This is a genomic window from Pseudomonas fluorescens (genome assembly GCF_000802965.1).
GTDB classification, from domain to species: domain Bacteria; phylum Pseudomonadota; class Gammaproteobacteria; order Pseudomonadales; family Pseudomonadaceae; genus Aquipseudomonas; species Aquipseudomonas fluorescens_A.
The window spans coordinates 1-26027 of record NZ_JSAK01000039.1 but is presented as its reverse complement, the minus strand read 5'-3'; the positions used below and the strand labels follow the sequence as shown (position 1 = coordinate 26027).

Here is a 26027-nt window from a genome sequence, read left to right as displayed (position 1 = left end):
CAGTCGTAAATCCTGCAAACCTGATGTGATTGGAAGGACGCCGGGGGCCGCTTCGCGACCCAGCGCGAGCAAGCTCGCTCGCCACGGAACAGTCGGCCAGATCTGCCGTGGTTAACCCGCCACCTGTGGCGAGGGAGCTTGCTCACGCTCGGCTGCGCAGCAGTCGTAAAACCTGTGAACCGGATGTGATTGAAAGAATGCCAAGGGCCGCTTCGCGCCCCAGCGCGAGCAAGCTCGCTCGCCACATCGGTGATCGGCTATACCCCGAACTTCACAAGTTCCTGCGTCCTTGGAAACTCACCCGCCGGTCCAGTGAGCACGGTGTATTTCACCTTGTCGCCGACCCGAAACCAGTCACGGCCGTCCGCGGTGAGATTAGGCCCGATGCGGATGGCCAGCCTGGCACAACCGTCATCCGGCAGAACCATCGCGAACTGGGTCGACGTTGCGTCGATCCAGACTTTCCTGATCGCGTTGATCGTGCCGTTGCCCGTTCTTTTTATTGTCGGTGCTCCCATCATTCGCCTCCAGTCTCCAGTGCGTGACGCGACAACCTGACTGCGTGGGGTCAATGAAACGCCGAATTGGCAAGGGTGGCTACTGTCAGCTTTGACAGGTGCGCGCGGTGTCAAACCGGCGTCGGCAACCACAACCGGAACCGCGCGCCGCCCAACGGCGACGCTTCGACCGTCAAGGTACCGCCCTGCGCTTCCAGGGCTCGGCGACTGATCGCCAATCCCAAGCCAAACCCACCCGTCGCGCGATCACGGCTACGATCGAGCCGATAGAACGGCTCGAAAATCCGTTCACGCTCATCCTCCGGAATACCAATCCCGTCATCATCTACCCAAATCTCGCAACCTTTCGGGCACACCCGCACACCAATCTGAATGCGTTTTTCGCAGTAGCGCATGGCATTGCGCAGCAGGTTTTGCAGGGCGCGGGCGGTCAGGCGCGGGTCGAGGCTGAAGCGTTCGAGTTGGCCGTGGAGCAGCACGTCGATGACGATGTCCGGAGATTGTTCTTCATCGACGCTGCCCAAAATGCTGTCGATGAATTCATCCAGCGACACCTCGACCTGTTCCGGCACCCGCGCCGGGTTTTGCAAGCGGCTGTAAGACAGCAACTCCAGCACCAGCTCATCGAGTTCACGGATGTGGTCGACCAGCCCTTGCAGACGCTCGCGGCTGGTGGCCGGCAAGTCGTCGGACAGCGCGAGGGCCAGGCCGAAATCCAGGCGTGTCAGCGGCGTGCGCAGTTCATGGGAGACCGCGTTGAGCAAATCCCGCTGCTGGTTCAGCAGGTTCTCGATGTCGCCGGCCATGGTGTCGAAAACGTTGGCCAGGCTGCCGATGTTGGAGCTGGCGGCGATTTGCGTGCGCTCGCTCAGGTTGCCCTTGCCAAAGCGTTCAGCCGCACGCTTCAGGCGCTCCAGGTCGCGCCAATGCGGACGTAGCCACAGCAACAGGCACGCGAGCATGGTCGCGCCGATCAGCACGTTGATGCTCCAGTACAACAGATTGACGTCCATCGGGTCCGGCGGCACCACCATTTGCACCACCGTATGCTCATTCAACGGCGCCACTGCCAGGGTGCGCCAGCCCCAGTCACCGATGCGCACGATGTTCTCGCCACGTTGCAAACGTTGCTGCTCGTCCAGAGAAAAGTCGGCGTCGTCATTGCCGCTGAGGACGATGTGCAGCGGATGAAAATCCTTGTCCATTTCCGCGGCCAGCGCCGGCCATTGCTCGGTGGGAACGGCCTTGAACTGCTTGACCATAAGGGTTTGCAGGCCGCGGGAATAGTCGAGGTTGTAGGTGACGAAGCGCTCCTGGAAGACCTTGACCACCAGATCCGGCACCAGATAGATCGCCGCGCTGTACGAAACGATGGTCACCACATACAGGCGAAAGAGGATTCTGAACATCGCTTCAGCATTCCCACTCGGAACGGCTGAACAGGTAACCCTTGCCCCACACGGTCTTGATCTTGCGCGCCTCGCCCGCGTTGTCGTCGAACTTGCGTCGCAGCTTGGAGATCGCCACGTCCACCGAGCGGTCGGTGCCGTTGAATTCGATGCCGCGCAGGCGTTGCAGAATCTGGTCGCGGCTGAGTACTTCGCCGGCATGTCGGGCCAGCACCACCAGCAAATTGTATTCGCCGCTGGAGAGTTCCACTGGATGACCGCGCCAGGTCACGGTGCGTTCGGACAGGTCGATGCACAGGTTACCCATCAGGATACGATCATTGGCGGTCTGCGGTTCGCCGAGGCTGCTGCGCCGCAGCAAAGTGCGCACCCGAGCGAGCAGCACACGCGGCTCGCAAGGCTTGGTGACGTAGTCGTCGGCGCCCATTTCCAGGCCCAGTACCTGATCGTGGCTGTCGTCGCGGGCGGTGAGCATCAGGATCGGCAGCGTCGCCGAATCGGCGCGCAGCAAGCGGCAAACCTGCAGGCCATCAAGCCCCGGCAGCATCAGGTCGAGGATCACCAGGTCCGGCGGATTGAGCCGCGCCCTGTCGCGCACCTGATCACCGCGACTGATGACGCTGACGGAATAACCGTTGCGTTCCAGATAACTGGCGATCAGCTCGGCGAGTGCGGTGTCGTCTTCGACCAGGAGGATGTTGGGCATGGGGTGTTTCCAGCAAATGCAGTGGTGACCAGTTGATCGCTATCGCTGGCAAGCCAGCGATCAAGCGCGAAGCGGTTGTCAGGATATACGCCCGCACGCGAGTCTGAGTAAAACCCTTACACAATTTCACACAGCACCAACAAAGCTTCACCGCTACCCTCGCCGACGCCCAGTAGGATGCTGGGAGTCATTATCGGGGTCATTCATGTCAAAAAATCTGCTTGCCACGCTCAGCCTGATCGCACTGGCGTTGACGCTGAGCGCGTGCGACAAGGCTCCCACCGCCGAAGAACAGGCGCCTCTGGCCACCGTTCGCATCGAAACCATCGAAGCCCGACCGCTGGCCATCAGCAGCGAACTGAGCGGGCGGATCGCCGCGCCGCGCATCGCCGAAGTGCGTGCACGGGTTGCGGGCGTGGTGTTGCAGCGGACCTTTCGCGAAGGCAGCGATGTGAAAAAAGGCGATGTACTGTTCCGCATCGACCCGGCACCGTTCAAGGCTGACCTGGACAGCGCCGAAGCCGCGCTGCGCAAGTCCGAGGCCAATGCGTTCCAGGCAAAGTTGCTGGAACAGCGTTACGCCCAATTGATCGAAGGCAACGCCATCAGCGGCCAGGACTACGACAACGCCCGGGTCGCCGTACGGCACACCACCGCCGATGTCGCCGCCAACAAAGCCGCTGTCGACCGGGCGAAACTGAGCCTGGGCTACGCCACCGTCACCGCGCCGATTTCTGGACGCATTGGTCGCGCATTGGTCACCGAAGGCGCGCTGGTCGGGCAGAACGAAACCACGCCGCTGGCATTGATTCAGCAACTCAATCCCATTCACGCCGACCTGACCCAATCGACCCGCGAACTGAACGACCTGCGCCGGGCGTTCCGTTCCGGTCAGCTAAAAGAAGTCGGTCAAGGCCAGGCCAACGTCACGTTGATTCAGGATGACGGCAGCCTCTATCCGTTGCCGGGCAAGTTGCTGTTCACCGACATCACCGTCGATCCGGGCACCGGCCAGATCATTCTGCGCAGTGAATTCCCCAACCCGAACCTCGACCTGCTGCCCGGCAGTTTCGTCCGCGTGCGCCTGGAGCAAGCGGTCAATCAGCAAGGCATCAGCGTGCCGCAACGGGCTATCCAGCGTGACAGCGCCGGCATCGCCCAAGTGTTATTGCTCGATGACCAACAGCGCGTCGGCCAGCAACCGGTCGAACTAGGCCCGGTGCAAAACGATCGCTGGGTCGTCACCGGCGGCCTCAAGCCCGGCGACCGCATCGTCATCGAAGGCCTTCAACACGCCCGTCCCGGCGAGAAAGTGCAGATCGACGACACCCCTCTTCCACTCGCCCAGGTTTCTGGTCAGTAAGCAGGACGCTTGTTTATGCCGCAGTTCTTTATCGACCGCCCGGTGTTTGCCTGGGTGGTCGCGTTGTTCATCCTGCTGGCCGGTGCCTTGGCCATTCCGCAATTGCCGGTGGCGCAATACCCCGACGTCGCCCCGCCGCAAATCGAAATCTATGCCGTGTACCCCGGCGCTTCGGCGCAGACCGTAGACGAAAGCGTGGTCAGCCTGATCGAGGAAGAACTCAACGGCGCCGATCATCTGCTGTATTTCGAATCGCAAAGCAGCCTCGGCAGTGCCACGATCAAAGCCACTTTCCAACCGGGCACCGACCCGGAAATGGCCCAGGTTGACGTGCAGAACCGCCTGAAAGTCGTGGAGTCGCGCCTTCCGCAAGCGGTGAACCAACAGGGCTTGCAGGTGGAGAAAGTTTCCGCCGGATTCCTGCTGCTGATTACCCTCACCTCCAGTGACGGCAAACTCGACGATGTAGCGCTCAGCGATTACCTGGCGCGCAACGTGATGAACGAGATCAAGCGTCTGGACGGCGTCGGCAAGGCGCAGTTGTACGGCGCGGAACGGGCGATGCGCATCTGGATCGACCCGCAAAAACTCATCGGCTTCAACCTCACCCCCGCCGACGTCAACGCCGCTATCGTCGCGCAAAACGCCCAGGTCTCGGCCGGCAGCATCGGCGATCTGCCGAGCCGCACCACCCAGGAAATCACCGCGACCATTCTGGTCAAAGGCCAGTTGTCGACGCCGGAAGAGTTCGCCGACATCGTGCTCAAAGCCAATCCCGATGGCTCCACGGTGCGCATCGGCGATGTCGCCCGGGTCGAGATCGGTAGTCAGGACTATCAGTTTTCCACGCGTCTGAACGGCAAGCCGTCCACCGCTGTCGGTGTGCAATTGTCGCCGGGCGCCAATGCCCTGAGCACCGCGACACTGGTGCGGGCGAAGATGGATGAACTGTCGCGCTACTTCCCAGCTGGCGTGGAATACAAGATCCCGTACGACACGTCGCCGTTCGTCAAAGTCTCGATCACCAAAGTGGTCTACACCCTCGGCGAGGCGATGTTGCTGGTGTTCGCGGTGATGTTCCTGTTCCTGCAAAACATCCGCTACACGCTGATCCCGACGCTGGTGGTGCCGGTGGCGCTGATGGGCACCTTTGCGACCATGCTGGCGTTGGGTTTCTCGATCAACGTGCTGACCATGTTCGGCATGGTGCTGGCCATCGGCATTCTGGTGGACGACGCGATTGTCGTGGTGGAGAACGTCGAGCGGATCATGGCCACTGAAGGCCTGTCGCCCAAGGAAGCGACGCGCAAGGCGATGAAGCAGATCACCGGCGCCATCATCGGCATCACGTTGGTACTGGTGGCGGTGTTTATTCCGATGGCGTTCATGCAGGGTTCGGTCGGGGTGATTTACCAGCAGTTTTCGCTGTCGATGGCCACCTCGATTCTGTTCTCGGCGTTCCTCGCCCTGACCTTGACCCCGGCGCTGTGCGCGACGTTGCTCAAGCCGATTGCCAAGGGCGAGCACCATGAAAAGACCGGTTTCTTCGGCTGGTTCAACCGCCGCTTCGAACAACTGACTGACCGCTATCAGGGTTGGGTTGCTTATGCGTTGAAACGCAGCGGCCGTTACCTGTTGATCTACGGCGTGCTGTTGATCGGTCTGGGGGTTTGTTTCAGTCGCCTGCCCTCTTCGTTCCTGCCGGTTGAGGATCAGGGCTACACCATCACCGACATTCAACTGCCACCGGGCGCGAGCAAGAACCGCACGGTGCAGGTGGTCGAGCAGATCGAAGCGCATAACGCGACGGAACCGGGCGTCGGCGACAGTACGGTGATCCTCGGTTTCAGTTTCTCCGGCAGCGGCCAGAACGCGGCGTTGGCGTTTACCACGTTGAAAGACTGGTCCGAACGCGGCAGCGATGACTCGGCGAGTTCAATTGCCGACCGCGCCAACATCGCCCTGAGCCAGATCAAGGACGCGGTGACCTTCGCGGTCCTGCCGCCACCGGTGGACGGCCTCGGTACCTCCAGCGGTTTCGAGTTCCGTTTGCAGGACCGCGGCGGCCTCGGTCATGCCACGCTGATGCAGGCACGCACCGAGTTGCTGGCCGCCGCCGAGAGCAGCCCGATCCTGATGAACGTGCGCGAAAGTGCCCTGGCCGAAGCGCCGCAGGTACAGTTGATCGTCGACCGTAAACAGGCAAATGCGCTGGGCGTGTCCTTCGCCGACATCGGCAGCGTGCTGTCCACGGCCGTCGGTTCGGCCTACATCAACGACTTCCCCAACCAGGGGCGGATGCAACGGGTGGTGGTGCAGGCGGAAGGCGATCAGCGCAGTCAGGTTGAGGATTTGCTGAAGATCCACGTGCGCAATAACGCCGGAAAAATGGTCCCGCTGTCGGCGTTTGTGCAGGCCAAATGGAACCAGGGCCCGGCGCAGTTGACCCGCTATAACGGTTATCCGGCGGTCAGTATTTCCGGAGAGCCGAAACCGGGCCACAGTACCGGCGAAGCCATGGCGGAAATCGAACGGCTGGTGGCGCAAGGTCCAGCGGGCTTGGGTCAGGAATGGACCGGCCTGTCGTTGCAGGAACGTTTGTCCGGCAGTCAGGCGCCAATATTGCTCGGTTTGTCGCTGCTGATCGTGTTCCTGTGCCTGGCGGCGTTGTACGAGAGCTGGTCGATTCCGACCTCGGTGCTGCTGGTGGTGCCGCTGGGCGTGCTCGGTGCGGTATTGGCCGTGACCCTGCGCGGAATGCCTAACGATGTGTTCTTCAAGGTCGGGCTGATCACCATCATCGGCCTGTCGGCGAAGAACGCGATCCTGATCATCGAGTTCGCCAAGAGCCTGTACGACGAAGGCCACGACCTGATCGACGCCACCCTGCAAGCGGCGCGCCTGCGTCTTCGCCCGATCGTGATGACGTCGCTGGCGTTCATCCTCGGCGTGGTGCCACTGGCCATCGCCACCGGTGCCAGCTCGGCGAGCCAGCAAGCCATCGGCACCGGGGTAATTGGTGGGATGATCACCGCGACCCTGGCCGTGCTGTTCGTGCCGGTGTTTTTTGTGGTGGTGATGAAGCTGGTACGCAAGCGCCACAAAAACATCTAGGCAACACATCCCCCTGTAGGAGCCCGGCTTGCCGGCGATGGCGGTCTGAAGAACGGTGCTATGTTCAAAGCCCAATCGCTGGCAAGCCAGCTCCTACAAGGTAAGTGCTGGCCTGATGGTTGTGGTCACACCTCGCCACCCTGGGCTAAGGTGTTTGCAATACCCTGGCCGATCGAGCGCTCATGCCCTACCTCACCCACACCCACCCGCGCCTGTCCGCCGCCACGACGCTCGGTATCGCCGCGGGCATCCTGATTCCAGCCGATTCGATCATCAGCAAAATACTCATCGGTTGGAACACCGGGGTCTGGACTTACCTGATCCTGATGGCCTGGCTCGTGGTGCGCTCGAAAGCGGCGGATGTGAAGCGCATTGCCGAAATCGAAGACGAAAACGCCGGGCTGGTGCTGTTGGTGGTGTGCATTGCGGCGATGGCCAGCCTAGCGACCATCACCTTCGAGCTGGCCGGCAGCAGAGACCTTGAAACCACCCGCAAGCTTATGCATTACGGTTTCACTGCGTTGACGGTGTTCAGTTCATGGCTGCTGATCGGGGTTATTTTCAGCGTGCATTACGCGCGATTGTTTTACACCTGGGAAGGCAAAGACCCGGCGCTGCGTTTTTCTGAGGGCCTGACAACGCCCAACTACTGGGACTTCCTGTACTTCTCGTTCACCATCGGCGTGGCGGTGCAAACTTCGGATGTCGGTGTGGCCACCCGTGATTTGCGCAAGATCGTGCTGGCGCAGTCGCTGATCGGATTTCTGTTCAACACGGCCATTCTCGGGTTTTCGATCAACATCGCCGCCGGGCTGTTTAACTGACGGCTGCACAAACGTTCTAGCCATGGCCCTTGGCGCGGGCGTTAAATGGCTCGGTAAATCCGCCGTTCAGGTGCTGCATGACTTCTCACGACTGGCTCGATCTGGCCCAGGACGCCGACACCGGCATCGAGACCCTGCGTGCGCATTTCGAAGGCCACGCCTACGATCCGCATTGGCACGACAGTTATCTGGTGGGTGTCACCGAGCAAGGCGTGCAGCAATTCAATTGTCGGCGGGCAAAGCATCAAAGCACGCCGGGCAAGGTGTTTTTGCTGGAGCCGGGGGACATTCACGACGGCGAAGCGCCGACCGCGGACGGTTTCACCTACCGCATGCTGTACCTCGACCCGCAGTGGTTGCAACGCGAACTCGGCGCCATGTTTGACAAGGCCCCGGACAACAGCGAATTGAGTTTCGCCAACACCTTGGCCAGTGATGAGCGTTTAGCTCAGGCCACCAGCCTGGCCTTTGAAACCCTGCATCGCGGTGAACTGAAAATCGTCCGGCAAACCGCTCTCGACACTTTGCTTGAACGCCTGACCAGTCACCTGCACTGGCGCGAACGCTATGGCGAAGATCCACGACTGCCACGGGTGGCGCAAAAGGCCCAGGAATATCTGCACGCCAACGCGCAATACGACATCGGCCTCGATCAACTCGCCGCCGTCACGGGGGTTGACCGCTTTCGCCTGACCCGCGCGTTCAAGGCCGCATACGGCATCGCGCCCCACGCGTATCTGGTGCAACTTCGTCTGGCCACGGCCCGGCGCCTGCTGGCCCGAGGGGAGCAACCGGCGTCGGTGGCCATGACCCTCGGTTTCGCCGACCAGAGCCATCTGGGCCGCTGGTTCGTGCGCGCTTACGGCCTGACGCCGGCGCTGTACCGCAAGCGTTGCTCAAACGTTCCAGACAGATAACGTCGGGGCTTGTGAAGATCGGGTTTACTGATCTTTACCGGAGTTTGCCCGCGATGCTCTCTTCTCTCCCGACGTTGTTGCCCTTCCTGCTCTTCGCCTTCGTGGCTTCGATCACCCCCGGACCGACCAACATTCTGGTGCTCAGCAACAGTGCCCGCTACGGCTTGGGCGCCGCCGTGCCAATTATCTTCGGCGCCTGCGCCAGTGCCGCGATTCTGGTGTTGCTGGTGGGCGCGGGCGTCGGATCGTCACTGACGAGCTGGCCGGCGTTGCAAACCGTCATGCAATGGGTCGGCGTGATGTGGCTGAGCTACTTGGCATGGCAGATTTTCCGTGCCCCGGCCGAAGCCATCAGCACCCGCAAAACCGAGGCACGCCTCGGCTGGTTGGGCGCCGCCAGCCTGCAATGGATCAACCCGAAAACCTGGATGATGGCGCTGGCCGTGGTCAGCGTTTTCGCCGGAGCGGGCGAAGATCGGTTCGCCCATGTGATTCATCTCTCAGTGGTGTTTTTCCTGATTTCCTTGCCTTGCCTGGGTGTTTGGGCGCTGCTCGGAGCCGGGTCAAGTCGCTGGTTGCGCTCGCCCCAGGCCATGCAACGTTTCAATCGCTGCATGGGCCTGCTGTTACTGGGTTCGGCGTGGTTGAGCGTGTTGGCTTGAGCGCCACCCGTCGGTGATTGTTCGACAATCCACAATCCGGGGCTTGACGGCGAATTGCCTTTTGGTGTCTTCTGAAACCGGTTTCAGTGCTATCTCACGAAGCACTCGACCTTATAAATCCAATAAGAAGGTTTCAGACCGTGAACGATTTTTCCGCCGCCCAGCGCAGCCGCGTGACCATGCTCGACGTGGCCGAACACGCCAAGGTCTCCAAGGCCAGCGTTTCGCGGTTTATTGGTGATGACCGCGCCTTGCTTTCCGATGCCATTGCTCAGCGCATCGAGCAGGCGATTGCGGAATTGGGCTATCGCCCGAACCAGATGGCCCGTGGTCTGAAACGCGGGCGTACCCGCCTGATCGGCATGCTGGTGGCCGATATCCGTAACCCTTATTCGATTGCCGTGATGCACGGCGTGGAAACCGCCTGCCGTCAGCACGGCTACAGCCTGGTGGTGTGCAACACCGACCGCGATGACGAGCAGGAGCGCCAACACCTGGCCCTGCTGCGCTCGTACAACATCGAAGGCTTGATCGTGAACACCCTCGGCCATCACCGCGACGAGTTGCACGAACTGCACCGGGAAATGCCCTTGGTGCTGGTGGATCGCAAGGTCGCGAACCTCGAGAGCGACATTGTCGGGCTGAATAACCCGCAGGCCATCGACATGGCACTCACCCACCTTGAGGAACGCGGTTATCGCGACGTGTTGTTGGTGACCGAACCTCTTGACGGCACCAGTTCGCGGGTCGAGCGGGTCAGCAACTTCAAGGCGCAAATCGAACAGCGCCCCTCTCTTCGCGGCACGCACATCGAAACCGGCAGCGATCTGACGGCACGACTGAAGACCTTCCTCGACACGCCGGGCCCCGGCCCGAAAGCGCTGTTTTGCGCCAACGGGATCGCGGCGCTGTCCAGCACCCATGCGTTGCGTGAACTCGAATGCAATCTGTTTGAAGACGTGGGCCTGATCGCACTCGATGACCTGGATTGGTACCCGCTGGTAGGCAGCGGCATCACCGCCCTCGCCCAACCGACCACCGAGATTGGCGCCAGCGCCTTCGAGTGTTTGCTCAAGCGTTTGCGGGGTGATGACGGGCCGGTGCGGACGCTGGATTTTCCGGCGCGGTTGATTGTTAGAGGGTCAACCCTGGGAATTTTCGAGTGACTCTACTGGCCTCATCGCTGGCAAGCCAGCTCCCACAGGGATCTGATGTAAACAAAAATCTTGTGAACACCACAGATACTGTAGGAGCTGGCTTGCCAGCGATGAGGCCCTAATGGTCACCCTTTTTTGAACAAAAATGAAACCGGTTTCAGAGGTAGAAAAACAATGAAAAAACCAGCCGTTTCCATCAGCCTTTCCAGCTACGGTGCCGACCTTGTGCGCCAACGCGGCCAGGGCAGTTTCATCGACATTCTGGCCGCTGCCGGCGCCACGCGCATTGAGTGGCGTGAAGAGTTACTGACCGGCGAAGACTGCGTTCAACTTGCCGATGACACACAGGCCAAGGGCCTGGAGAGCGTGTATTCCTCGCCGATGGAGCTGTGGCTGGCCGGTCAGTCCAAACCCAACTCCGAACTGATCACCGCCCTGCAGCGAGCCGAGGCATTCGGCGCCAAATGGCTGAAAGTGTCGCTGGGTTACTTCACCGACAACAGCGACCTGCACACCCTCGCCCGCGTTCTGAGCGAAAGCCCCGTTCAGCTGTTGGTGGAAAACGACCAGACCTTGCACGGCGGCCGCATCGAACCGTTCCAGCGTTTTTTCGCCGACGTCGAGCAACACAAACTGCCGATAAAGATGACCTTCGATATCGGTAACTGGCACTGGCAGGATCAATCCGCCGCCAGCGCCGCGCGGCTGCTCGGGCGCCACGTCGGCTACGTGCATTGCAAAGCGGTGACACGCCGCGCCGACGGCAAACTGGTCGCCATCCCGCCAACCGCCAGCGACCTGCAAGCGTGGGAACAGCTGCTGCGGCACATGGCCCAAGGCGTTATGCGCGCGGCGGAATACCCGCTGCAAGGCGATGACCTGGTGCAACTGACCCGCGAGCATGTCGCCGCCCTCGCCCACCTCGGCCAATCGCAACTGGAGAACGCTCATGTCTGAGATCGATATCCTGTCGTTCGGCGAAACCATGGCGATGTTTGTCGCCGAGCAGGCTGGCGATCTGGCCAGTGTCAGCGCGTTTCACAAACGCATTGCCGGGGCGGACAGCAACGTCGCGATCGGCTTGTCGCGGCTGGGTTTCAAAGTGGCGTGGCTGAGCCGGGTTGGTGCTGATTCACTGGGTCGGTTCGTGGTCGACACCTTGGAGAAAGAAGGCCTGGATTGCCGTCACGTCGATATCGATACGGCCCACCCAACCGGTTTTCAATTCAAGTCGCGCACCGACGATGGCAGCGATCCAGTGGTCGAGTATTTCCGTCGCGGTTCCGCGGCCAGCCATCTGTCACCGCATTCAATCGTTCCCGAATTGCTCAAGGCCCGGCACCTGCACGCCACCGGCATTCCCCCGGCGCTGTCGGAAACGGCGCGGCAGATGTCGTTTGAATTGATGACGCGCATGCGCGAGGCCGGGCGCAGCGTGTCATTCGACCCGAACCTGCGCCCGAGCCTATGGGCCAGCGAACAGCAGATGATCACCGAGATCAACCGCCTCGCCGCCCTCGCTCATTGGGTGCTGCCGGGACTGAGCGAAGGTCGCTTGCTCACCGGTTTCGAAGACCCGGCCGACATCGCCGCGTTCTACCTCGACCAGGGCGCCGAAGCCGTGGCGATCAAGCTTGGCCCGCACGGTGCTTACTACCGCACTCATCTTGACCAGGGTTTCGTCGCTGGCGTGCCAGTGGCAACGGTGGTCGATACGGTGGGTGCCGGCGATGGTTTTGCCGTCGGCATGATCAGCGCACTGCTGGAAAATCACAGCTTTGCCGATTCGGTGAAGCGGGCCAACTGGATTGGCAGTCGGGCGGTGCAGAGTCGGGGGGATATGGAGGGGTTGCCCACTCGATCTGAAATGGTCGGCGAATTTGAGGCCGCCATCGCGGGCAAGCCCGCTCCCACAGGTACTGTGTCGCCTCTGTGGGAGCGGGCTTGCCCGCGATGAGGCCAGCACAGTCAATGAAGATCTAAACACCTGCTGCGACAAAAACAACAAGCTCAGGAGCATCACCCATGAAAACCGCAACGCTCGCCACCCGCCGCTGGTGGTACATCATGCCCATTGTGTTCATCACCTATAGCCTGGCGTACCTCGATCGCGCCAACTACGGTTTCGCCGCCGCCTCCGGCATGGCGGCGGATTTGATGATCACCCCGGGCCTGTCATCGATGCTCGGCGCTTTGTTTTTCCTCGGCTACTTTTTCTTCCAGGTGCCCGGCGCGATCTACGCGCAGAAGCACAGCGTGAAGAAGCTGATTTTCGTCAGCCTGATCCTTTGGGGCAGCCTGGCGACCTTGACCGGGATCGTCTCCAACGCCTACTGGCTGATCGTCATTCGCTTCATGCTCGGCGTGGTCGAGGCGGCGGTGATGCCGGCGATGCTGATCTACCTGTGTCACTGGTTCACCCGCGCCGAACGCTCGCGGGCCAACACCTTCCTGATCCTCGGCAACCCGGTGACCATGCTGTGGATGTCGGTGGTGTCGGGCTATCTGGTGCAGCATTACAGCTGGCGCTGGATGTTCATTGTCGAAGGTTTGCCGGCGGTGCTCTGGGCGTTTATCTGGTGGCGTCTGGCCGATGATCGGCCGGCGCAAGCCAAGTGGCTCAGCGATCAGGAAAAGCAGGATCTGGAAAGCGCCCTGGCCGCCGAACAGGTCGGCATCAAGGCAGTGAAAAACTACGCCGAAGCTTTCCGCTCGCCGAAAGTGATCATCCTCGCCTTGCAGTTTTTCTGCTGGAGCATTGGCGTCTATGGCTTCGTGTTGTGGCTGCCTTCGATCCTCAAGGCTGGCGCAAAAATGGACATGATCGAAGCCGGCTGGCTCTCGGCGCTGCCGTACCTGGCGGCGGTGATCGGTATGTTGTTGGTGTCCTGGGGCTCGGACAAACTGCAGAAACGCAAACGTTTCGTCTGGCCGCCGCTGTTGATCGCCTCGATTGCTTTCTACGGTTCCTACGCCTTGGGCGCTGAACATTTCTGGTGGTCCTACACCTTGCTGGTGATTGCCGGCGCCTGCATGTACGCGCCTTACGGACCGTTCTTCGCGATCATTCCGGAGATCCTCCCGGCCAACGTCGCCGGTGGCGCCATGGCGCTGATCAACAGCATGGGCGCGCTCGGTTCGTTCGGCGGCTCCTATCTGGTCGGTTACCTCAACAGCTCCACCGGCTCGCCCGGCGCGTCGTATCTGTTGATGAGCGGCGCGTTGATGCTGTCGGTGGTGCTGACGATTTTCCTCAAGCCCGGTGCCAGTGATCGGGAGCGGCCTGCAGCCGCCTTGAAACGCACCGCTGCCCATTCCTGATTGAGATGATGACCATGAAAAAGCAGGTTGTTCTGTACAAGAAACTCTCGCCGCAGCTGATGGCTCGCCTGCACGATCAGGCTGAAGTGACGCTGATCGAAAGCCTGGATGTCGAGGGCCTGGGCAAACTGCGCGACGCCCTGCCCCGCGCCCAAGGCTTACTCGGCGCCAGCCTGAAACTGGATGCCGGACTGCTGGATCTGGCGCCCCAGCTGGAAGCCATCGCCAGCGTTTCGGTGGGCGTCGATAACTACGACATCGACTACCTCACCGAGCGGCGCATCCTGCTCAGCAACACACCGGATGTGCTCACCGAAACTACCGCCGACACCGGTTTTGCGCTGATCCTGGCCACGGCCAGGCGTGTGGTGGAACTGGCCAACATGATTCGCCAAGGCCAGTGGACCCGCAACATCGGCCCGGCGCATTTCGGCAGCGATGTGCATGGCAAGACCCTGGGCATCATTGGCATGGGCCGCATTGGCGAGGCCTTGGCCCAGCGCGGGCATTTCGGTTTCGGCATGCCGGTGATCTACCACAGCCACTCGCCGAAACCGGCGGTGGAACAACGGTTCAACGCGCAATACCGAAGCCTGACCGAGCTGTTACAGCAAGCGGATTTCATTTGCCTGACCTTGCCGCTGACGGCCGAAACCGAAGGGCTGATCGGCGCCGAGGAGTTCGCCACGATGCGCCCGGAAAGCATCTTCATCAATATTTCCCGGGGCAAAGTGGTTGACGAAAAGGCTCTGATCGAAGCCTTGCGCACAGGTCAGATACGCGCGGCGGGGCTGGATGTGTTTGAACGTGAACCGTTGAATCAGGATTCGCCGTTGTTGCAGTTGAACAATGTGGTGGCAACACCGCACATCGGCTCGGCCACCCATGAGACTCGGGAGGCGATGGCCAGGTGTGCGGTGGACAATCTGCTGGCGGCGCTGGCGGGTGAGCGGCCGCCTAATCTGGTGAATGGGGTTGCCTGGAAGGGTTGAAGATCAAAAGATCGCAGCCTGCGGCAGCTCCTGATTGCGAGCCCTGGATAGTGACGGTCACAGTAACGGGTTCAGAAGCGTTGCCCGAAAGATCCACGGCGCACACTTCAAATGAATAGGTTCCGGGAAGCAAGTCGACAGCCGTGTAGTGTGTCAGCGAGGTGCTGTCGAAATAATCGTGATTGTTGTAAATCACATATTCATGGAATCCGATGTCATCGGTTGAGCCTTCCCAGCTCAGCGTGACCGAATCAGAGGTCATCTCGACGATGCGCGGTTGCCCCGGCAGACTGGGCGGCGTGAAGTCCCTGGGCTCAAAGATCAGCATTGTCGGCTCGGACAGTTGTCCGTAAACGTCAAACTTCGAGACGCTGATTGAGTATTCGGTATTCGGGATCAAGTCATTCAACACGATGCTGTTCAACAAAAGCACGTCTCTGAAATGCTTTTCATTGATCAGGATTCTTACTCCGGAGTCGGGGATATCGTCTTCGTACTCCCAGTCCAGTCGTGCTGAAGTGGAGGTCAAGGCCGTGATATTCGCTACCGGCGCGGACGGCCGAGGTGACGGTGCCTGCCCGGTAGTCTTGAAGGAAATGGGTCGACTGCCCGCCGATACGTTTCCCTGTTTGTCTCGGGCACGCACAAATACCCAGTGATAGGCACCGCTGGTCAACTGACTGAAGATGAAGCGCGTGTCCTGAGTCTGAAATACCAGCAACCCGTTCAGGACAACTTCATAACCTGTCACGCCGACACTATCGCTTGAGGGTACCCAATTCAGGATTGCACCGTTATCGCTGATATCGCTGACCATTGGCCTTTCAGGCTGGCTTGGGGGTACGTCGTCCGCTACGGTGACTTCGAGCAATGCGATGTCGGAAATGTCCCCATCGAGCCGGGCATGGGCCGCAAACTTCAAGTGATGCGGAGCCGGCCCCGATGACACATCAGCCAGTTTGAAGTTGTAACCCCAATGGCCTGGAGAAGTGCTGAAAACCTGGTCATTGATGGAAATATCGTGTGCGGGAAATTTCTTGAAAACCGGGTCCCAGCCCAGTCTGCAGTGACCGTTGCGCTGACTGAACCTCAGACGGGTTGGTGCACGCACCCTGGTCTTGAAGCGAATGACCGCTGGTTCAGAGACCCCGGCAGCATTGAAAGCGCGCACGTCGACGCGATAGTCGGTATGACTTTGCAGGTGAACAAGAGTGGCGACGGGCTCATCGACCAGCATCACCAGGATTTCATTTAAATAAACCCTGTAGCGAATGGTTCCCCATTGGTGAGTCGAAGGTGTCCAGTACAAGGTTACAGATGCGTGGCCCAAGTCCCGCAGCTCAGGCGTTCCGGGTTGGCTTGGGGCAATCAGCTTTGGTGTCCGGATAGAGGATGGCCTCGAAACATTACTGGCGGCATCCTTCGCTCGCACCAAAAAAGTTTCGTGTGCGCCGTCTAGCAAGCCGGATATCGGGCAACAAGTATCTTTTATCGATACCCAGCCTTCTTCATTGCGGCGTACTTCATAACCGGTTACCCCCACATTGTCTTCTGACGCATGCCAACTCAACACTGCATTACCGGGTGTAGTGTGCGTGAACTTCAATCCCTGCGGCCGGGCTGGAGGTACTTGATCGTGGGTCACTACACTTATCGATGCAGACAACGCAGGACATGGGCCTTCACGCCTGACGGGTTGAACCTTGAACAGGTACGCTGTTTCGGGCACCAGTCCCGTGGCGATGTGTTCACGCGAGCTGGTGCGAACAACCGGCCGTCCGGGGCAGGTCATTTCGTAATCGATGAGATAAGAGGTGTCCACCGGCGCATCCCAAGTCAGCCTCGCCTCGTTGAATGTCCTGCCGGGATTGCTCAGGTTTCGTGGTTGCGTTCGGTCCGGGCCGATGGTGACGGTGGCGTATGAAGGTGCTGAATATCCAGTCGCGTTGAAGGCTCGCACTTCGATGAAATAATTGACATCGGGTAACAGATACCTCCACAGCCAGGTGAGGTGTTCGGTTTCATACCTCGCGATGACTTGCGGGTATTGACTGAGCAGACCATAGGCCACTTCGTAGCCTGGCTGATTGATCGTGCTCCAACTGACACGCACCGTATCAAAACTGTCCCGCACCACCAACGGGCCTGGCTTGGGTGGCAACGGCGGGCCATCCAGGGTTCGTTGCGTGATGCGCGAGGGCGAAGATTCGCCGTTGGCATTTCGGGCTCTGGCTTCGACGAAATAAAGGGTATTTTTATTGAGGCTGGTCAGCGTCTCGCGCAGTACTCGAGTGGTCAGCGTAGTGACCGCCCCACCGGGTTCGACACCGTAGCGGATGAGATAATCGTTGGCGCCCGTGACGGCGGACCATTGCAGCTCCATGGTAGAGATCGAAGGCGTCGCGATCAGGTCAACGGGCGCTGCGGGAACTTGCAAGGTCTGCTTGAGGATCCGCGTCGGAGCGGAATCACCCACGTTATTGGACGCGCGCACATCGAAGTAATAGTGAGTTCCGGTACTCAGGCCGCTGACCGAGTGAGCGGCTGCTACCGATGTCGCAGTACCGATCACGGCGCCATTGGGGGCAAGACCGTAGCTGATCTTGTAGCTCGAAGCATCGCTGGCGCCTGACCAGCCAAGGGCCATGGTGTTGTTGGTGGGCGTGGCGCTGAGGTTGGTCGGGCTTGCCGGCAAAGAGGTCGCAGGATGGGTTTTGGCCTGGGCATCCCTGCTGATGGGCGACACCTCCCCAGCCTTGAGCCCGAACACCTGGATGAAATATTCAGTGTTCGGATTGAGCCCGCTGACGATGTAAGTCAAAGAACTGATGGGGACATCGAACTCACCCAGCATGGCACCGCCTGACACACCCCACCTCACCCGTGAGCCGGTATGCCCACCACCGGCCTGGTATCCCCAGATTGTGTTAATGGTCGACGTCGATCGGCCGGACGCGGTAATAGTAATCGGCGGCGCAACATACGCCGTCTCAGGTAAAGATGGGTCGTTTTCGTGCCCGCTCATGCGGATATCTCCAGCAACGGTATGTTTGTTTTTCCATTTAAATACCGTTTGCCGGTGAAGCACCACTGACAGAACTGTTAGTGGCGGTCAGCCGTTTTCTATGCTTATCGCGGCCAGGTTATTTGCGTTTTTCAAGCAAAACTCACGCGGGGCTCCAGCAGATCGCTGGCACACAGCGCGATACGCCGGCAGGCATCCAGCAGTTGCAGTTGATCCACCACCAGGCCGATACGGATATGCCCCGCCGCACTCGGCCCGAATGCCTCGCCTGCGAGAACCGACACTCCATACCCTTCCAGCAATCGCTCGGCGAAACGCTGGGCACAGAGACCTGTCTGGCGAACATCGACCAAAACGAACATGCCGCCATCGGGACGAACCGGACACAAACCCGGGCAGCGATCAAGACTCCCGCAGACCAGGTCACGGCGCTGGCGATATTCCTCGCGCATCGACGCCACTTCCGGCAAGTCGTTGTCCAGCGCCAGTTGCGCGGCGTTCTGCACGAAGTCCGGAATACCGAACAACATGCTCAACGACAAATTCACCAAATGGTCTGTCAGGGGTTTTGGTCCGACGACCCATCCCACTCGCCAACCGCTCATGGCGTGAGACTTGGACAAACTATTGATTGTCGCCGTGCGCCCGGCCATGCCCGGCAGACTTGCCGGGCTGATGTGCTGGCCCTCGTACAACAATTGGCTGTAGACCTCGTCGCTGATCAGCCACAGGTCGTGATGAATGCATAACGCTGCCAGTTCCTGCCAGATCGCCAGCGAAAGACTGGCCCCTGACGGATTGTTCGGGCTGTTGATCAACAGGGCCCGGGTTTTGGGCGTAATCCGCGCAGCCACATCCGCCGGGTCCACACGAAAACCGTTCTGTGGGCTCACGGGCACCGGCACCACTTTGGCCGCGCAAGCACCCATCACACCTTCGTAAGTCACGTACATGGGTTCAGCAACGAGTACCTCGTCACCTGGGTCAAGCAAGCATTGCACCACCGAGTACACCGCGCACTGCGCACCCGGGAAAACAATGACATGGTCGGCATCCACTGCCTGGCCACTGCGCTGGCAATGATGGCGGGCGATGCTGTTGCGCAAACCGCGACTGCCACGCACTTGCGGATAGTGCGTGTCACCGGCCAGCAAACTGTCGATAGCAGCTTGAACGATGGGTTTGGGGGTGTCGAAATCCGGATCGCCGATGGACAGCAGCAGCACATCGACGCCCTGCTCGCGCATTTCCAGCGCTCGATCGTGAATCTGCCAGGCCGCCGCTCCATCACCGGCGATGCGTTGGGTCAAGGCTGAATAGCGCATGTCGTTCTCCTGTCGCGCGGGTTCCCAGCCACAACCCTATCTCAAATCGAGAAACGCGCCAGCAGCGTTTTTCGCGCGACGAACGGGTACACCACTGCTGCCCGGGAAGCGCCCCCTGCATAGGCACCTATCCGGTGGGCATTCAGGTTTCAGCCCGTCTGCGCTGGATATACAAAATCGCGTTGAATCAGAAAATTAACGCTCATTTCGCAGGACTTCATCACTCAAGGACGCCTCCTACACATACGGAGCTCTTCGGCTGACAGTCATTTCCACAACGTCTGATTAAAGTCCTGCACCTGTAATTTCTGACAGGTTCCAAGTCAGTTGAATCGCGCTATAACGAGACCTCGCCTACAGCCCTGCTCCGGGCCTTGTAGGACGGCCGCGCGAACCACGCCTTTGTGAAGTAGGAAGATTCTGCCGCGCCCACGCCGTCAATGATGATGAATGGGAGATTCAAAATGCATCACTCCGCTACCGCCTCAATTCGTTCATCGATAGTCCCGCTCACACGGCTCAATCAGGAGGTCGATCCACCGAAGAAAATCAAACTCACCCCCCGGGAAAAAGAGGTCCTGATGTGGAGCGCAGCGGGCAAATCCTCCTGGGAAATCGCTCGAATCATCAGCTGCACCGAGGCTGGTGTGAACTATCACTTTTGTAACATTCGCCGAAAATTCGGCGTGAGATCACGCTGGGTCGCCCTGGTCATGGCGCTGGAACAAGGCTTGATCCGAATGCCTTGAACTGGCCCCTCATCAAGGGTCCGCGTGTCGCCGACCCTGTTTGAGACATTTCATGAATCCCGACTACAAGCCTCACTGCTTAGCGTTAACACCTGCCTGCCAAAGTGCCTGTGACGATACGCCCGTATCGTACGGGCACCGTACTGCTGGGTTTGCTCCAGGACGTCGGTGTAGCTCATCAGGCGTGCCTGCCGGGTGTACTCGTAATACATGACGCGCGTGACTTCACCAGTTTGCCCGCGGCTTTCGCTTTTCAATTCGCCGGTGCTGAAATACTCACGTTCAAGGGTATGCGTAATGCCAGACGGGTCCACCTCTTCAGTGGTCCGCAGACGCGCATTCTGGGCGTCATAGGTATAAACCGCGGTACTTTCCTGAGCTCTTCGTTGCTCTGGATCTTCCCCCAGTTCCGGCCGATACACGTAACCGATATCCACCCCGTTCGGGCGCCGGACGCTTTTCGGCTGGCTTTGGCCCGGATCGAAGGTATAAACACTTTCCCGCCCGCCAGTGATCGACAGGACCATGCGACCGAGACCATCGAAGCCCTGCTCCCCCAAGACAACGCCGCCGACACTGATCCTTGTCTGCAGGTCCTCACTGCTGTGCCCGGCATACTGACGCTCGACGATGGAGCTGTCAGGCAACTCGGTTTTGGTCACCCACCCCGATTATCCAGACAGTTGCACACTGGACTATGACGCAGATGGCAACCTCATTCGCGACGAAAATGGCCATCTGCACTGGACATGTTGTTGCTCTCCGATGTCATCACTACCGGCCATGAATACTCATGACGGCTTCAGTTCGAAAAGCAGATCGAATACTGCCGGGCACTTCCCAAACGCATCCCGTCGTTCTGCGCTGGGGAGAAGTAAACCGTGTTTTATGAAAGTGCGTAACTGTCAAAGTTGACAGGTAGGCGCTGTTTTTTTCAGGGTTCAAGAAGACCTGATGATGTGACCAGCGAGAGGATCAGGCAGCGCTAGCGTGCCGCTAAACATCGCCGCAGAGCGCTTGTTTAAAATGCTTCGAGGTTACGTCATGAAAGCCACAAGACCTTGCGCCGTTGCCTACGGGTACGCCAGAATCCGCCGGCTTGTGCGCTCTGGGGGTCATCGGTAACTTGATTCGTGTCACTGATTGTCAGTGATCGGGTTTAGCAGCCCGGCGAAAAACTCCGGTTGTGCACGCATCTGTCACGCAGGTATTTCGTTGCCTGTACTTGATGGTAGCTGTACGCAGGGCGCCTCCGGGCGCGCCGGATTTCTGAGTTTGCCGGTCTGCTAACCTGCGTGCAGCTGCCACCCTTCTTCGTTTAGCAGCAAGAGGGTTGGCAACCATTAGGAAACTCTGACATGAAGAAGCCTTCACCAAATCCGCCCGACACCGATCCAACCTCCCCGTACGAGCCCGACTCCACAACACTCAACGAAGCCGCCGAACGCGCCCTCGACTTCCACTTCCCCTCGATTGCCGACATCAAAGCCACACCGCGCACGGTCAGCACGCTGTTCACCGTCGACCCCGAAGCCTCGTGCGAAACCCTGATGGTGTACCTGGTGGAAACGCTGGCCTCGGTGGACGTGATGGTGCATCAGTTGGTCGATCATCTGGACGGCGGCTCACGCAATGCGCTGCTGGGCATTTCCAACAGTGTGATGCTGGCAGAGATCACGGCGAACCGAGTGCTGGATCAGATTGATCCACCGGAATAGTCAACGTTAAGGGAGCTTTTGTGGCGAGGGAGCTTGCTCCCGCTCGGTTGCGCAGCAGCCGCTGATTGTAGGGCCGCTTCGCAGCCCAGCGGGAGCAAGCTCCCTCGCCACAGTTTGAGTCAGCGTTGGCGGACAGCCACGTGCCAGACACGAGCAATGTCCGTCGCTCGCTCACGTAACAGGCGCGGCGCGTCGGCACAAGCCTGTTCCAACGTCATCGGCCCGCTCGCCAGGGCAAACGCGGCATCGATGCCGTGGGCATACAGTTGCTGATAGCCATCGCCCAACGTCCCGGCGATGACAATGACCGGCACGCCATGTTGCCGAGCAATGCGCGCCACACCAAACGGCGTCTTGCCACGCAGGGTTTGTGCATCAAAACGTCCTTCCCCGGTGATCACCAGATCGGCATTTTTAACCGCATCCGCCAGGCCCACCAGTTCGGCCACCACCTCAACCCCGGCCGTGAAATGCGCGCCCAAAAACGCCTTGGCGCCAAACCCCAATCCGCCCGCCGCACCGCTGCCGGGTTCGTCGCGCAGGTCTTTTTCCAACACCTTGGCGCAGTGATCGGCAAAGTGCCCCAGCGCCTGATCCAGTTGCTGAACCTGCTCGGGGGACGCACCTTTTTGCGGACCAAAAATCGCCGAAGCGCCGTGAGGGCCGCACAGTGGATTGTTCACATCCGCCGCGATGTCGAAGCGCACGGCGGCCACGCGCGAATCGAACTCGCTGAGATCAATGCACGCCAATTGCGCCAGCGCCAAACCGCCCGGCGCCAAAGACTCACCTTGTGCATCCAGCAGCTTCACGCCCAACGCCTGCATCGCGCCGGCGCCACCGTCGTTGGTCGCACTGCCACCAATGGCCAGAATCACCCGTTGTGCGCCAGCGTCCAGCGCCGCGCCAATCAACTCACCCGTGCCGAACGTGCTGCCAATTCGCGCATCGCGCTGCCCCAACGGCACCAACTGCAAACCGCTGGCTTCGGCCATTTCGATGATGGCGGTGTGGCTGTCGGGCAACCAGCCCCATGCGGCATTCACCGGCGCGCCCAATGGTCCGCGAACCTCAGTGCGGCGCAGTTCACCATTGCACGCCGCCAGCACCGACTCGACCGTCCCCTCCCCGCCGTCGGCCATCGGGCATTTGATTAACTGTGCATCGGGCCAGACGTCGGCGAGTCCAAGGGCGATCGCATCAGCAACGCCTTGCGCACTCAGGCTGTCCTTGAACGAGTCGGGGGCGATGACGATTTTCATGGGTACTCTCCGGTTGTTATGGAGATCATGCTGCCAGTCGGCCCGAACAATAACGCCGGGCTGCTGCACAAGCCGCACAGAGGATTATTGTTCATTTCCACAAAAACCCGCATTCACACGTTCAACTGTAGGAGCTGCCGAAGGCTGCGATCTTTTGATCCTGCTTTTAAAGGTCAAGGTCAAAAGATCGCAGCCTTCGGCAGCTCCTACAGGGATCGTGTTCAGATCTGGGGATTTGCTTCGGTTTGGGGCAGGAGTTGCACACCGAGATACAACGCAAGCATCCCGTCCAGGCGCAACGGATCAACCCCGCTCAATTCAGCAATCCGCTCCATCCGATAACGCAAGCTGTTGCGATGAATCCCTAGCGCATCGGCACAGGCCTGACTCTGCCCATCGTGTTCGCACCAACTGCGCAAGGTCGCCAGCAACTGGCCGTTGTTGTCCTTGGCGATGACTTTGCGCAACGGGTTGAGCAGTTCGTCCAGCGCATCGTCGTTGCGATGCCGCCAGAGCATCACCGGCAGTCGATAACGGGTCAGCGTCAATAAGCGCGATTGGGGCAAGACATCGCGCCCATAGGCCAGCAAGTCACCGACGCGACGATAGCAACGGCGCAATCCTGTGAGCCCGTCGGCCTGCCCGCCGACGGCAATGCGCAAGATGTTCCAGCCGAGGCCGTCGAGTTTTTCCAGCAACCGATCATTTTCGATGTTCTGATTGGCCGGTCGGCACCAGAGCAACGAAGACTTGGCCGAACTCACGCACCAGCTGTCCGGGTAGCGCGAAGTCAGCCAGGCACTGAGCGCCTCGACGGTTTGCCCCGGGCCGTGTTCCAGGCCCAATTCAAACAGGTACGGCACTCGCGTCATTTGCGGCTTGAGGCCGAGTTGCTGCGCTTCATCGATCAATCGCGGAGAACTGCCGGCATCGCTGAGCAGCAACGCCAGCAGGTCATCGCAACGCTGGCGTCGCCATTGTTGCTCGGCCTGCTGATTGCGCTGGCCCACCAGCATCTCGGCGGTCATGCGCACCAGTTCGGCGTAGGTGCGCAATTGTTCGGGTTCGCCGGTGATGCCCAGCACACCGATCAAACGCTGGTCGAGCATCAGCGGCAGGTTGATCCCCGGCTGCACGCCTTTAAGGTGGATTGCGGTTTGCGCATCGATTTCCACCACGCGGCCGTTGGCCAACACCAGTTGCGCGCCCTCATGCCGGGTGTTGACCCGCTCCGGCTCGCCGCTGCCGAGGATCAAGCCCTGGCTGTCCATGACGTTGACGTTGTACGGCAGGATAGCCATCGCCCGGTCGACGATATCCTGGGCCAAGTCGTGATCGAGTTCGAACATAGCGGGGTCCTTGAAACGGATGTGGAACGGGTTGTTCAGCCGCACAGGCCTTGGTGGCAAACCCTGTGCTCAGGCACAAAGACAGCAGCCCCGAGGGTGGTCGAGACTCTCTGGGCGATCAACGTTACCCTTTGCATCGCAAAAAATCATAATAAAGAGAGAGCCGCCATGTCACAGAGCGCCGTAGCGTCCCAGGCCATCGCTGACGATAAAAACGCCGTCTACAAACGCATTACCCTGCGTTTGATCCCCTTCATCTTCATCTGCTACCTGTTCAACTACCTCGACCGGGTGAACGTTGGATTTGCCAAGCTGCAGATGCTCGACGCACTGAAATTCAGCGAAACCGTATACGGCCTCGGGGCCGGGATCTTTTTCATCGGCTACGTGTTGTGCGGCGTACCGAGCAACCTGGCCTTGACCAAGTTCGGCCCTCGACGCTGGATCGCGCTGATGATGATCACCTGGGGCACGCTGTCGACGTGCCTGTTGTTCGTCACTACGCCAACCGAGTTCTACACCTTGCGCCTGTTCACCGGCGCGGCCGAAGCCGGGTTCTTCCCGGGCGTGGTGTTGTACCTCTCGCAGTGGTTCCCGACCTTCCGCCGTGGCCGCATCGTGGCGCTGTTCATGTCGGCGATCCCAGTGTCCGGCCTGCTCGGCAGCCCGTTTTCCGGCTGGATTCTGAATCACTTCGCGGCGGGTCAAGGTGGCTTGGCCGGCTGGCAGTGGATGTTCCTGCTGCAAGGTATTCCGACGGTGATCCTCGGTGCGCTGGCGTATTTCCTGCTCAGCGACAGTTATGCCAATGCCAAATGGCTCACGCCGTTCGAGCGCTCGGTGCTGGAAGCGGACCACGCCGAAGACCTGGCCAACAAACCAAAAACCACCACCGACTCGCTGCTGGCGGTGTTCAAAAACCCGGCGATCTGGGCGTTCGGTTTGATCTACTTCTGCATCCAGAGTGGTGTCTACGCGATCAACTTCTGGCTGCCGTCGATCATCAAGAACCTGGGTTTCAGCGATAACCTGGTGATCGGTTGGTTGAGTGCGATTCCGTATCTGCTGGCGGCGCTGTTCATGTTGTTTGTCGGTCGCTCGGCCGACCTGCGCAAAGAACGCCGCTGGCATTTGGTGGTGCCGATGCTGATGGGTGCTTTGGGCTTGCTGATTGCGGTGAACTTCGCCGCCAACCCGGCCATCGCCATCCTCGGTCTGACCATCGCCACCATGGGCGCCCTCACCGGCCTGCCGATGTTCTGGCCGGTGCCGACGGCGCTGCTCAGTGCCGGTGCTGCGGCGGGTGGCCTGGCGTTGATCAACTCCATGGGGCAAATGGCCGGGTTCCTCAGCCCGTACCTGGTGGGTTGGGTCAAGGACAGCACCGGATCGACCGATGCGGCGTTGTATCTGCTGGCGGGTGTGATTGTTTGCGGGAGTTTTTTGGCGTTGCGCATGACCCGCACCCTGCGCGCCTGATCAACACAAATCCCTGTGGGAGCGAGCTTGCTTGCGATTGCGGTTTAACATTCAACATCTTTGTTGACTGACACTGCGCCATCGCGAGCAAGCTGGCTTGGATGTTTAGACTTGAAGGGGTGGGCGGGACTAAAAGC

21 protein-coding genes are annotated in these 26027 nt (G+C 59.9%); 13 read left to right on the top strand and 8 right to left on the bottom strand.

The annotated features are described in order from the left end of the window. Positions 1-257: 257 nt before the first annotated feature. The 3 genes from NL64_RS27360 to NL64_RS27350 all read right to left on the bottom strand — a co-directional run bounded on the left by NL64_RS27360 (position 258) and on the right by NL64_RS27350 (position 2633). Entirely contained in the window at positions 258-518 is a 261-nt protein-coding gene (locus NL64_RS27360) for a hypothetical protein (RefSeq protein WP_034151188.1), read from the bottom strand. A 110-nt stretch (positions 519-628) separates the two neighbouring features. Further along, a complete protein-coding gene (locus tag NL64_RS27355) occupies positions 629-1927 on the bottom strand; it encodes an ATP-binding protein (RefSeq protein WP_034151187.1) in 1299 nt (432 codons plus the stop codon). A gap of 4 nt (positions 1928-1931) precedes the next feature. After that, entirely contained in the window at positions 1932-2633 is a 702-nt protein-coding gene (locus NL64_RS27350; protein ID WP_034151186.1) for a response regulator transcription factor, read from the bottom strand. 205 nt (positions 2634-2838) lie between these two features. Between NL64_RS27350 and NL64_RS27345 the strand changes: the two genes are divergently transcribed. The 10 genes from NL64_RS27345 (at position 2839) to NL64_RS27300 (ending at position 14983) form a co-directional block, all read left to right on the top strand. Continuing rightward, a complete protein-coding gene (locus NL64_RS27345; RefSeq protein ID WP_034151185.1) occupies positions 2839-3996 on the top strand; it encodes an efflux RND transporter periplasmic adaptor subunit in 1158 nt (385 codons plus the stop codon). 15 nt (positions 3997-4011) lie between these two features. Then, positions 4012-7110, top strand: coding sequence for an efflux RND transporter permease subunit (locus tag NL64_RS27340; RefSeq protein ID WP_034151184.1), 3099 nt, complete (start codon positions 4012-4014; stop codon positions 7108-7110). Between the two features lie 182 nt (positions 7111-7292). Beyond that, positions 7293-7934, top strand: coding sequence for a DUF1345 domain-containing protein (locus NL64_RS27335; RefSeq protein ID WP_034151183.1), 642 nt, complete (start codon positions 7293-7295; stop codon positions 7932-7934). Positions 7935-8011: 77 nt separating this feature from the next. After that, positions 8012-8851, top strand: a complete 840-nt coding sequence (locus NL64_RS27330; RefSeq protein WP_034151182.1) for an AraC family transcriptional regulator — start codon at positions 8012-8014, stop codon at positions 8849-8851. 53 nt (positions 8852-8904) lie between these two features. Beyond that, positions 8905-9513, top strand: coding sequence for a LysE family translocator (locus tag NL64_RS27325; protein ID WP_034151181.1), 609 nt, complete (start codon positions 8905-8907; stop codon positions 9511-9513). 140 nt (positions 9514-9653) lie between these two features. After that, positions 9654-10679, top strand: a complete 1026-nt coding sequence (locus NL64_RS27320) for a LacI family DNA-binding transcriptional regulator (RefSeq protein WP_034151180.1) — start codon at positions 9654-9656, stop codon at positions 10677-10679. 165 nt (positions 10680-10844) lie between these two features. Then, a complete protein-coding gene (locus NL64_RS27315; RefSeq protein WP_034151179.1) occupies positions 10845-11627 on the top strand; it encodes a sugar phosphate isomerase/epimerase family protein in 783 nt (260 codons plus the stop codon). Continuing rightward, a complete protein-coding gene (locus NL64_RS27310) occupies positions 11620-12627 on the top strand; it encodes a sugar kinase (RefSeq protein WP_034151178.1) in 1008 nt (335 codons plus the stop codon). Before NL64_RS27315 ends, NL64_RS27310 begins: the two co-directional genes overlap by 8 nt. A gap of 68 nt (positions 12628-12695) precedes the next feature. Then, on the top strand, positions 12696-13991 hold the full coding sequence (locus tag NL64_RS27305; protein ID WP_034151177.1) for an MFS transporter: 1296 nt from the start codon (positions 12696-12698) through the stop codon (positions 13989-13991). A 14-nt stretch (positions 13992-14005) separates the two neighbouring features. Then, positions 14006-14983, top strand: coding sequence for a 2-hydroxyacid dehydrogenase (locus tag NL64_RS27300; protein WP_034151176.1), 978 nt, complete (start codon positions 14006-14008; stop codon positions 14981-14983). On the opposite strand, the gene NL64_RS27295 is transcribed toward NL64_RS27300, so the two are convergent. Together NL64_RS27295 and NL64_RS27290 are read right to left on the bottom strand one after the other, a co-directional pair. Beyond that, positions 14949-18008, bottom strand: coding sequence for a fibronectin type III domain-containing protein (locus NL64_RS27295; RefSeq protein WP_034151175.1), 3060 nt, complete (start codon positions 18006-18008; stop codon positions 14949-14951). The two genes, NL64_RS27300 and NL64_RS27295, sit on opposite strands and share 35 nt — an antisense overlap. A gap of 131 nt (positions 18009-18139) precedes the next feature. Continuing rightward, positions 18140-19333, bottom strand: a complete 1194-nt coding sequence (locus NL64_RS27290) for a pyridoxal phosphate-dependent aminotransferase (protein ID WP_034151174.1) — start codon at positions 19331-19333, stop codon at positions 18140-18142. Between the two features lie 464 nt (positions 19334-19797). Between NL64_RS27290 and NL64_RS27285 the strand changes: the two genes are divergently transcribed. Continuing rightward, positions 19798-20082 (top strand): LuxR family transcriptional regulator, encoded by a 285-nt coding sequence (locus NL64_RS27285; protein WP_034151189.1) that lies wholly within the window; start codon positions 19798-19800, stop codon positions 20080-20082. Positions 20083-20132: 50 nt separating this feature from the next. Here the strand turns inward: NL64_RS27285 and NL64_RS27280 are convergent, their stop codons facing one another. Then, positions 20133-20744: a hypothetical protein gene (locus tag NL64_RS27280; RefSeq protein WP_034151173.1), complete on the bottom strand. Its 612-nt coding sequence runs from the start codon at positions 20742-20744 to the stop codon at positions 20133-20135. Positions 20745-21440: 696 nt separating this feature from the next. On the opposite strand from NL64_RS27280, the gene NL64_RS27275 reads away from it, so the two are divergent. Further along, positions 21441-21800 (top strand): DUF6124 family protein, encoded by a 360-nt coding sequence (locus NL64_RS27275; RefSeq protein WP_034151172.1) that lies wholly within the window; start codon positions 21441-21443, stop codon positions 21798-21800. A 119-nt stretch (positions 21801-21919) separates the two neighbouring features. Here the strand turns inward: NL64_RS27275 and NL64_RS27270 are convergent, their stop codons facing one another. Both NL64_RS27270 and NL64_RS27265 read right to left on the bottom strand, forming a co-directional pair. Continuing rightward, positions 21920-23062: a glycerate kinase gene (locus NL64_RS27270; RefSeq protein WP_034151171.1), complete on the bottom strand. Its 1143-nt coding sequence runs from the start codon at positions 23060-23062 to the stop codon at positions 21920-21922. 221 nt (positions 23063-23283) lie between these two features. Further along, positions 23284-24411, bottom strand: a complete 1128-nt coding sequence (locus NL64_RS27265) for a sugar diacid recognition domain-containing protein (RefSeq protein ID WP_034151170.1) — start codon at positions 24409-24411, stop codon at positions 23284-23286. A gap of 168 nt (positions 24412-24579) precedes the next feature. Here NL64_RS27265 and NL64_RS27260 point away from each other — a divergent pair, with 168 nt between their 5' ends. Continuing rightward, positions 24580-25890 (top strand): MFS transporter, encoded by a 1311-nt coding sequence (locus tag NL64_RS27260; RefSeq protein WP_034151169.1) that lies wholly within the window; start codon positions 24580-24582, stop codon positions 25888-25890. Positions 25891-26027 lie beyond the last annotated feature (137 nt).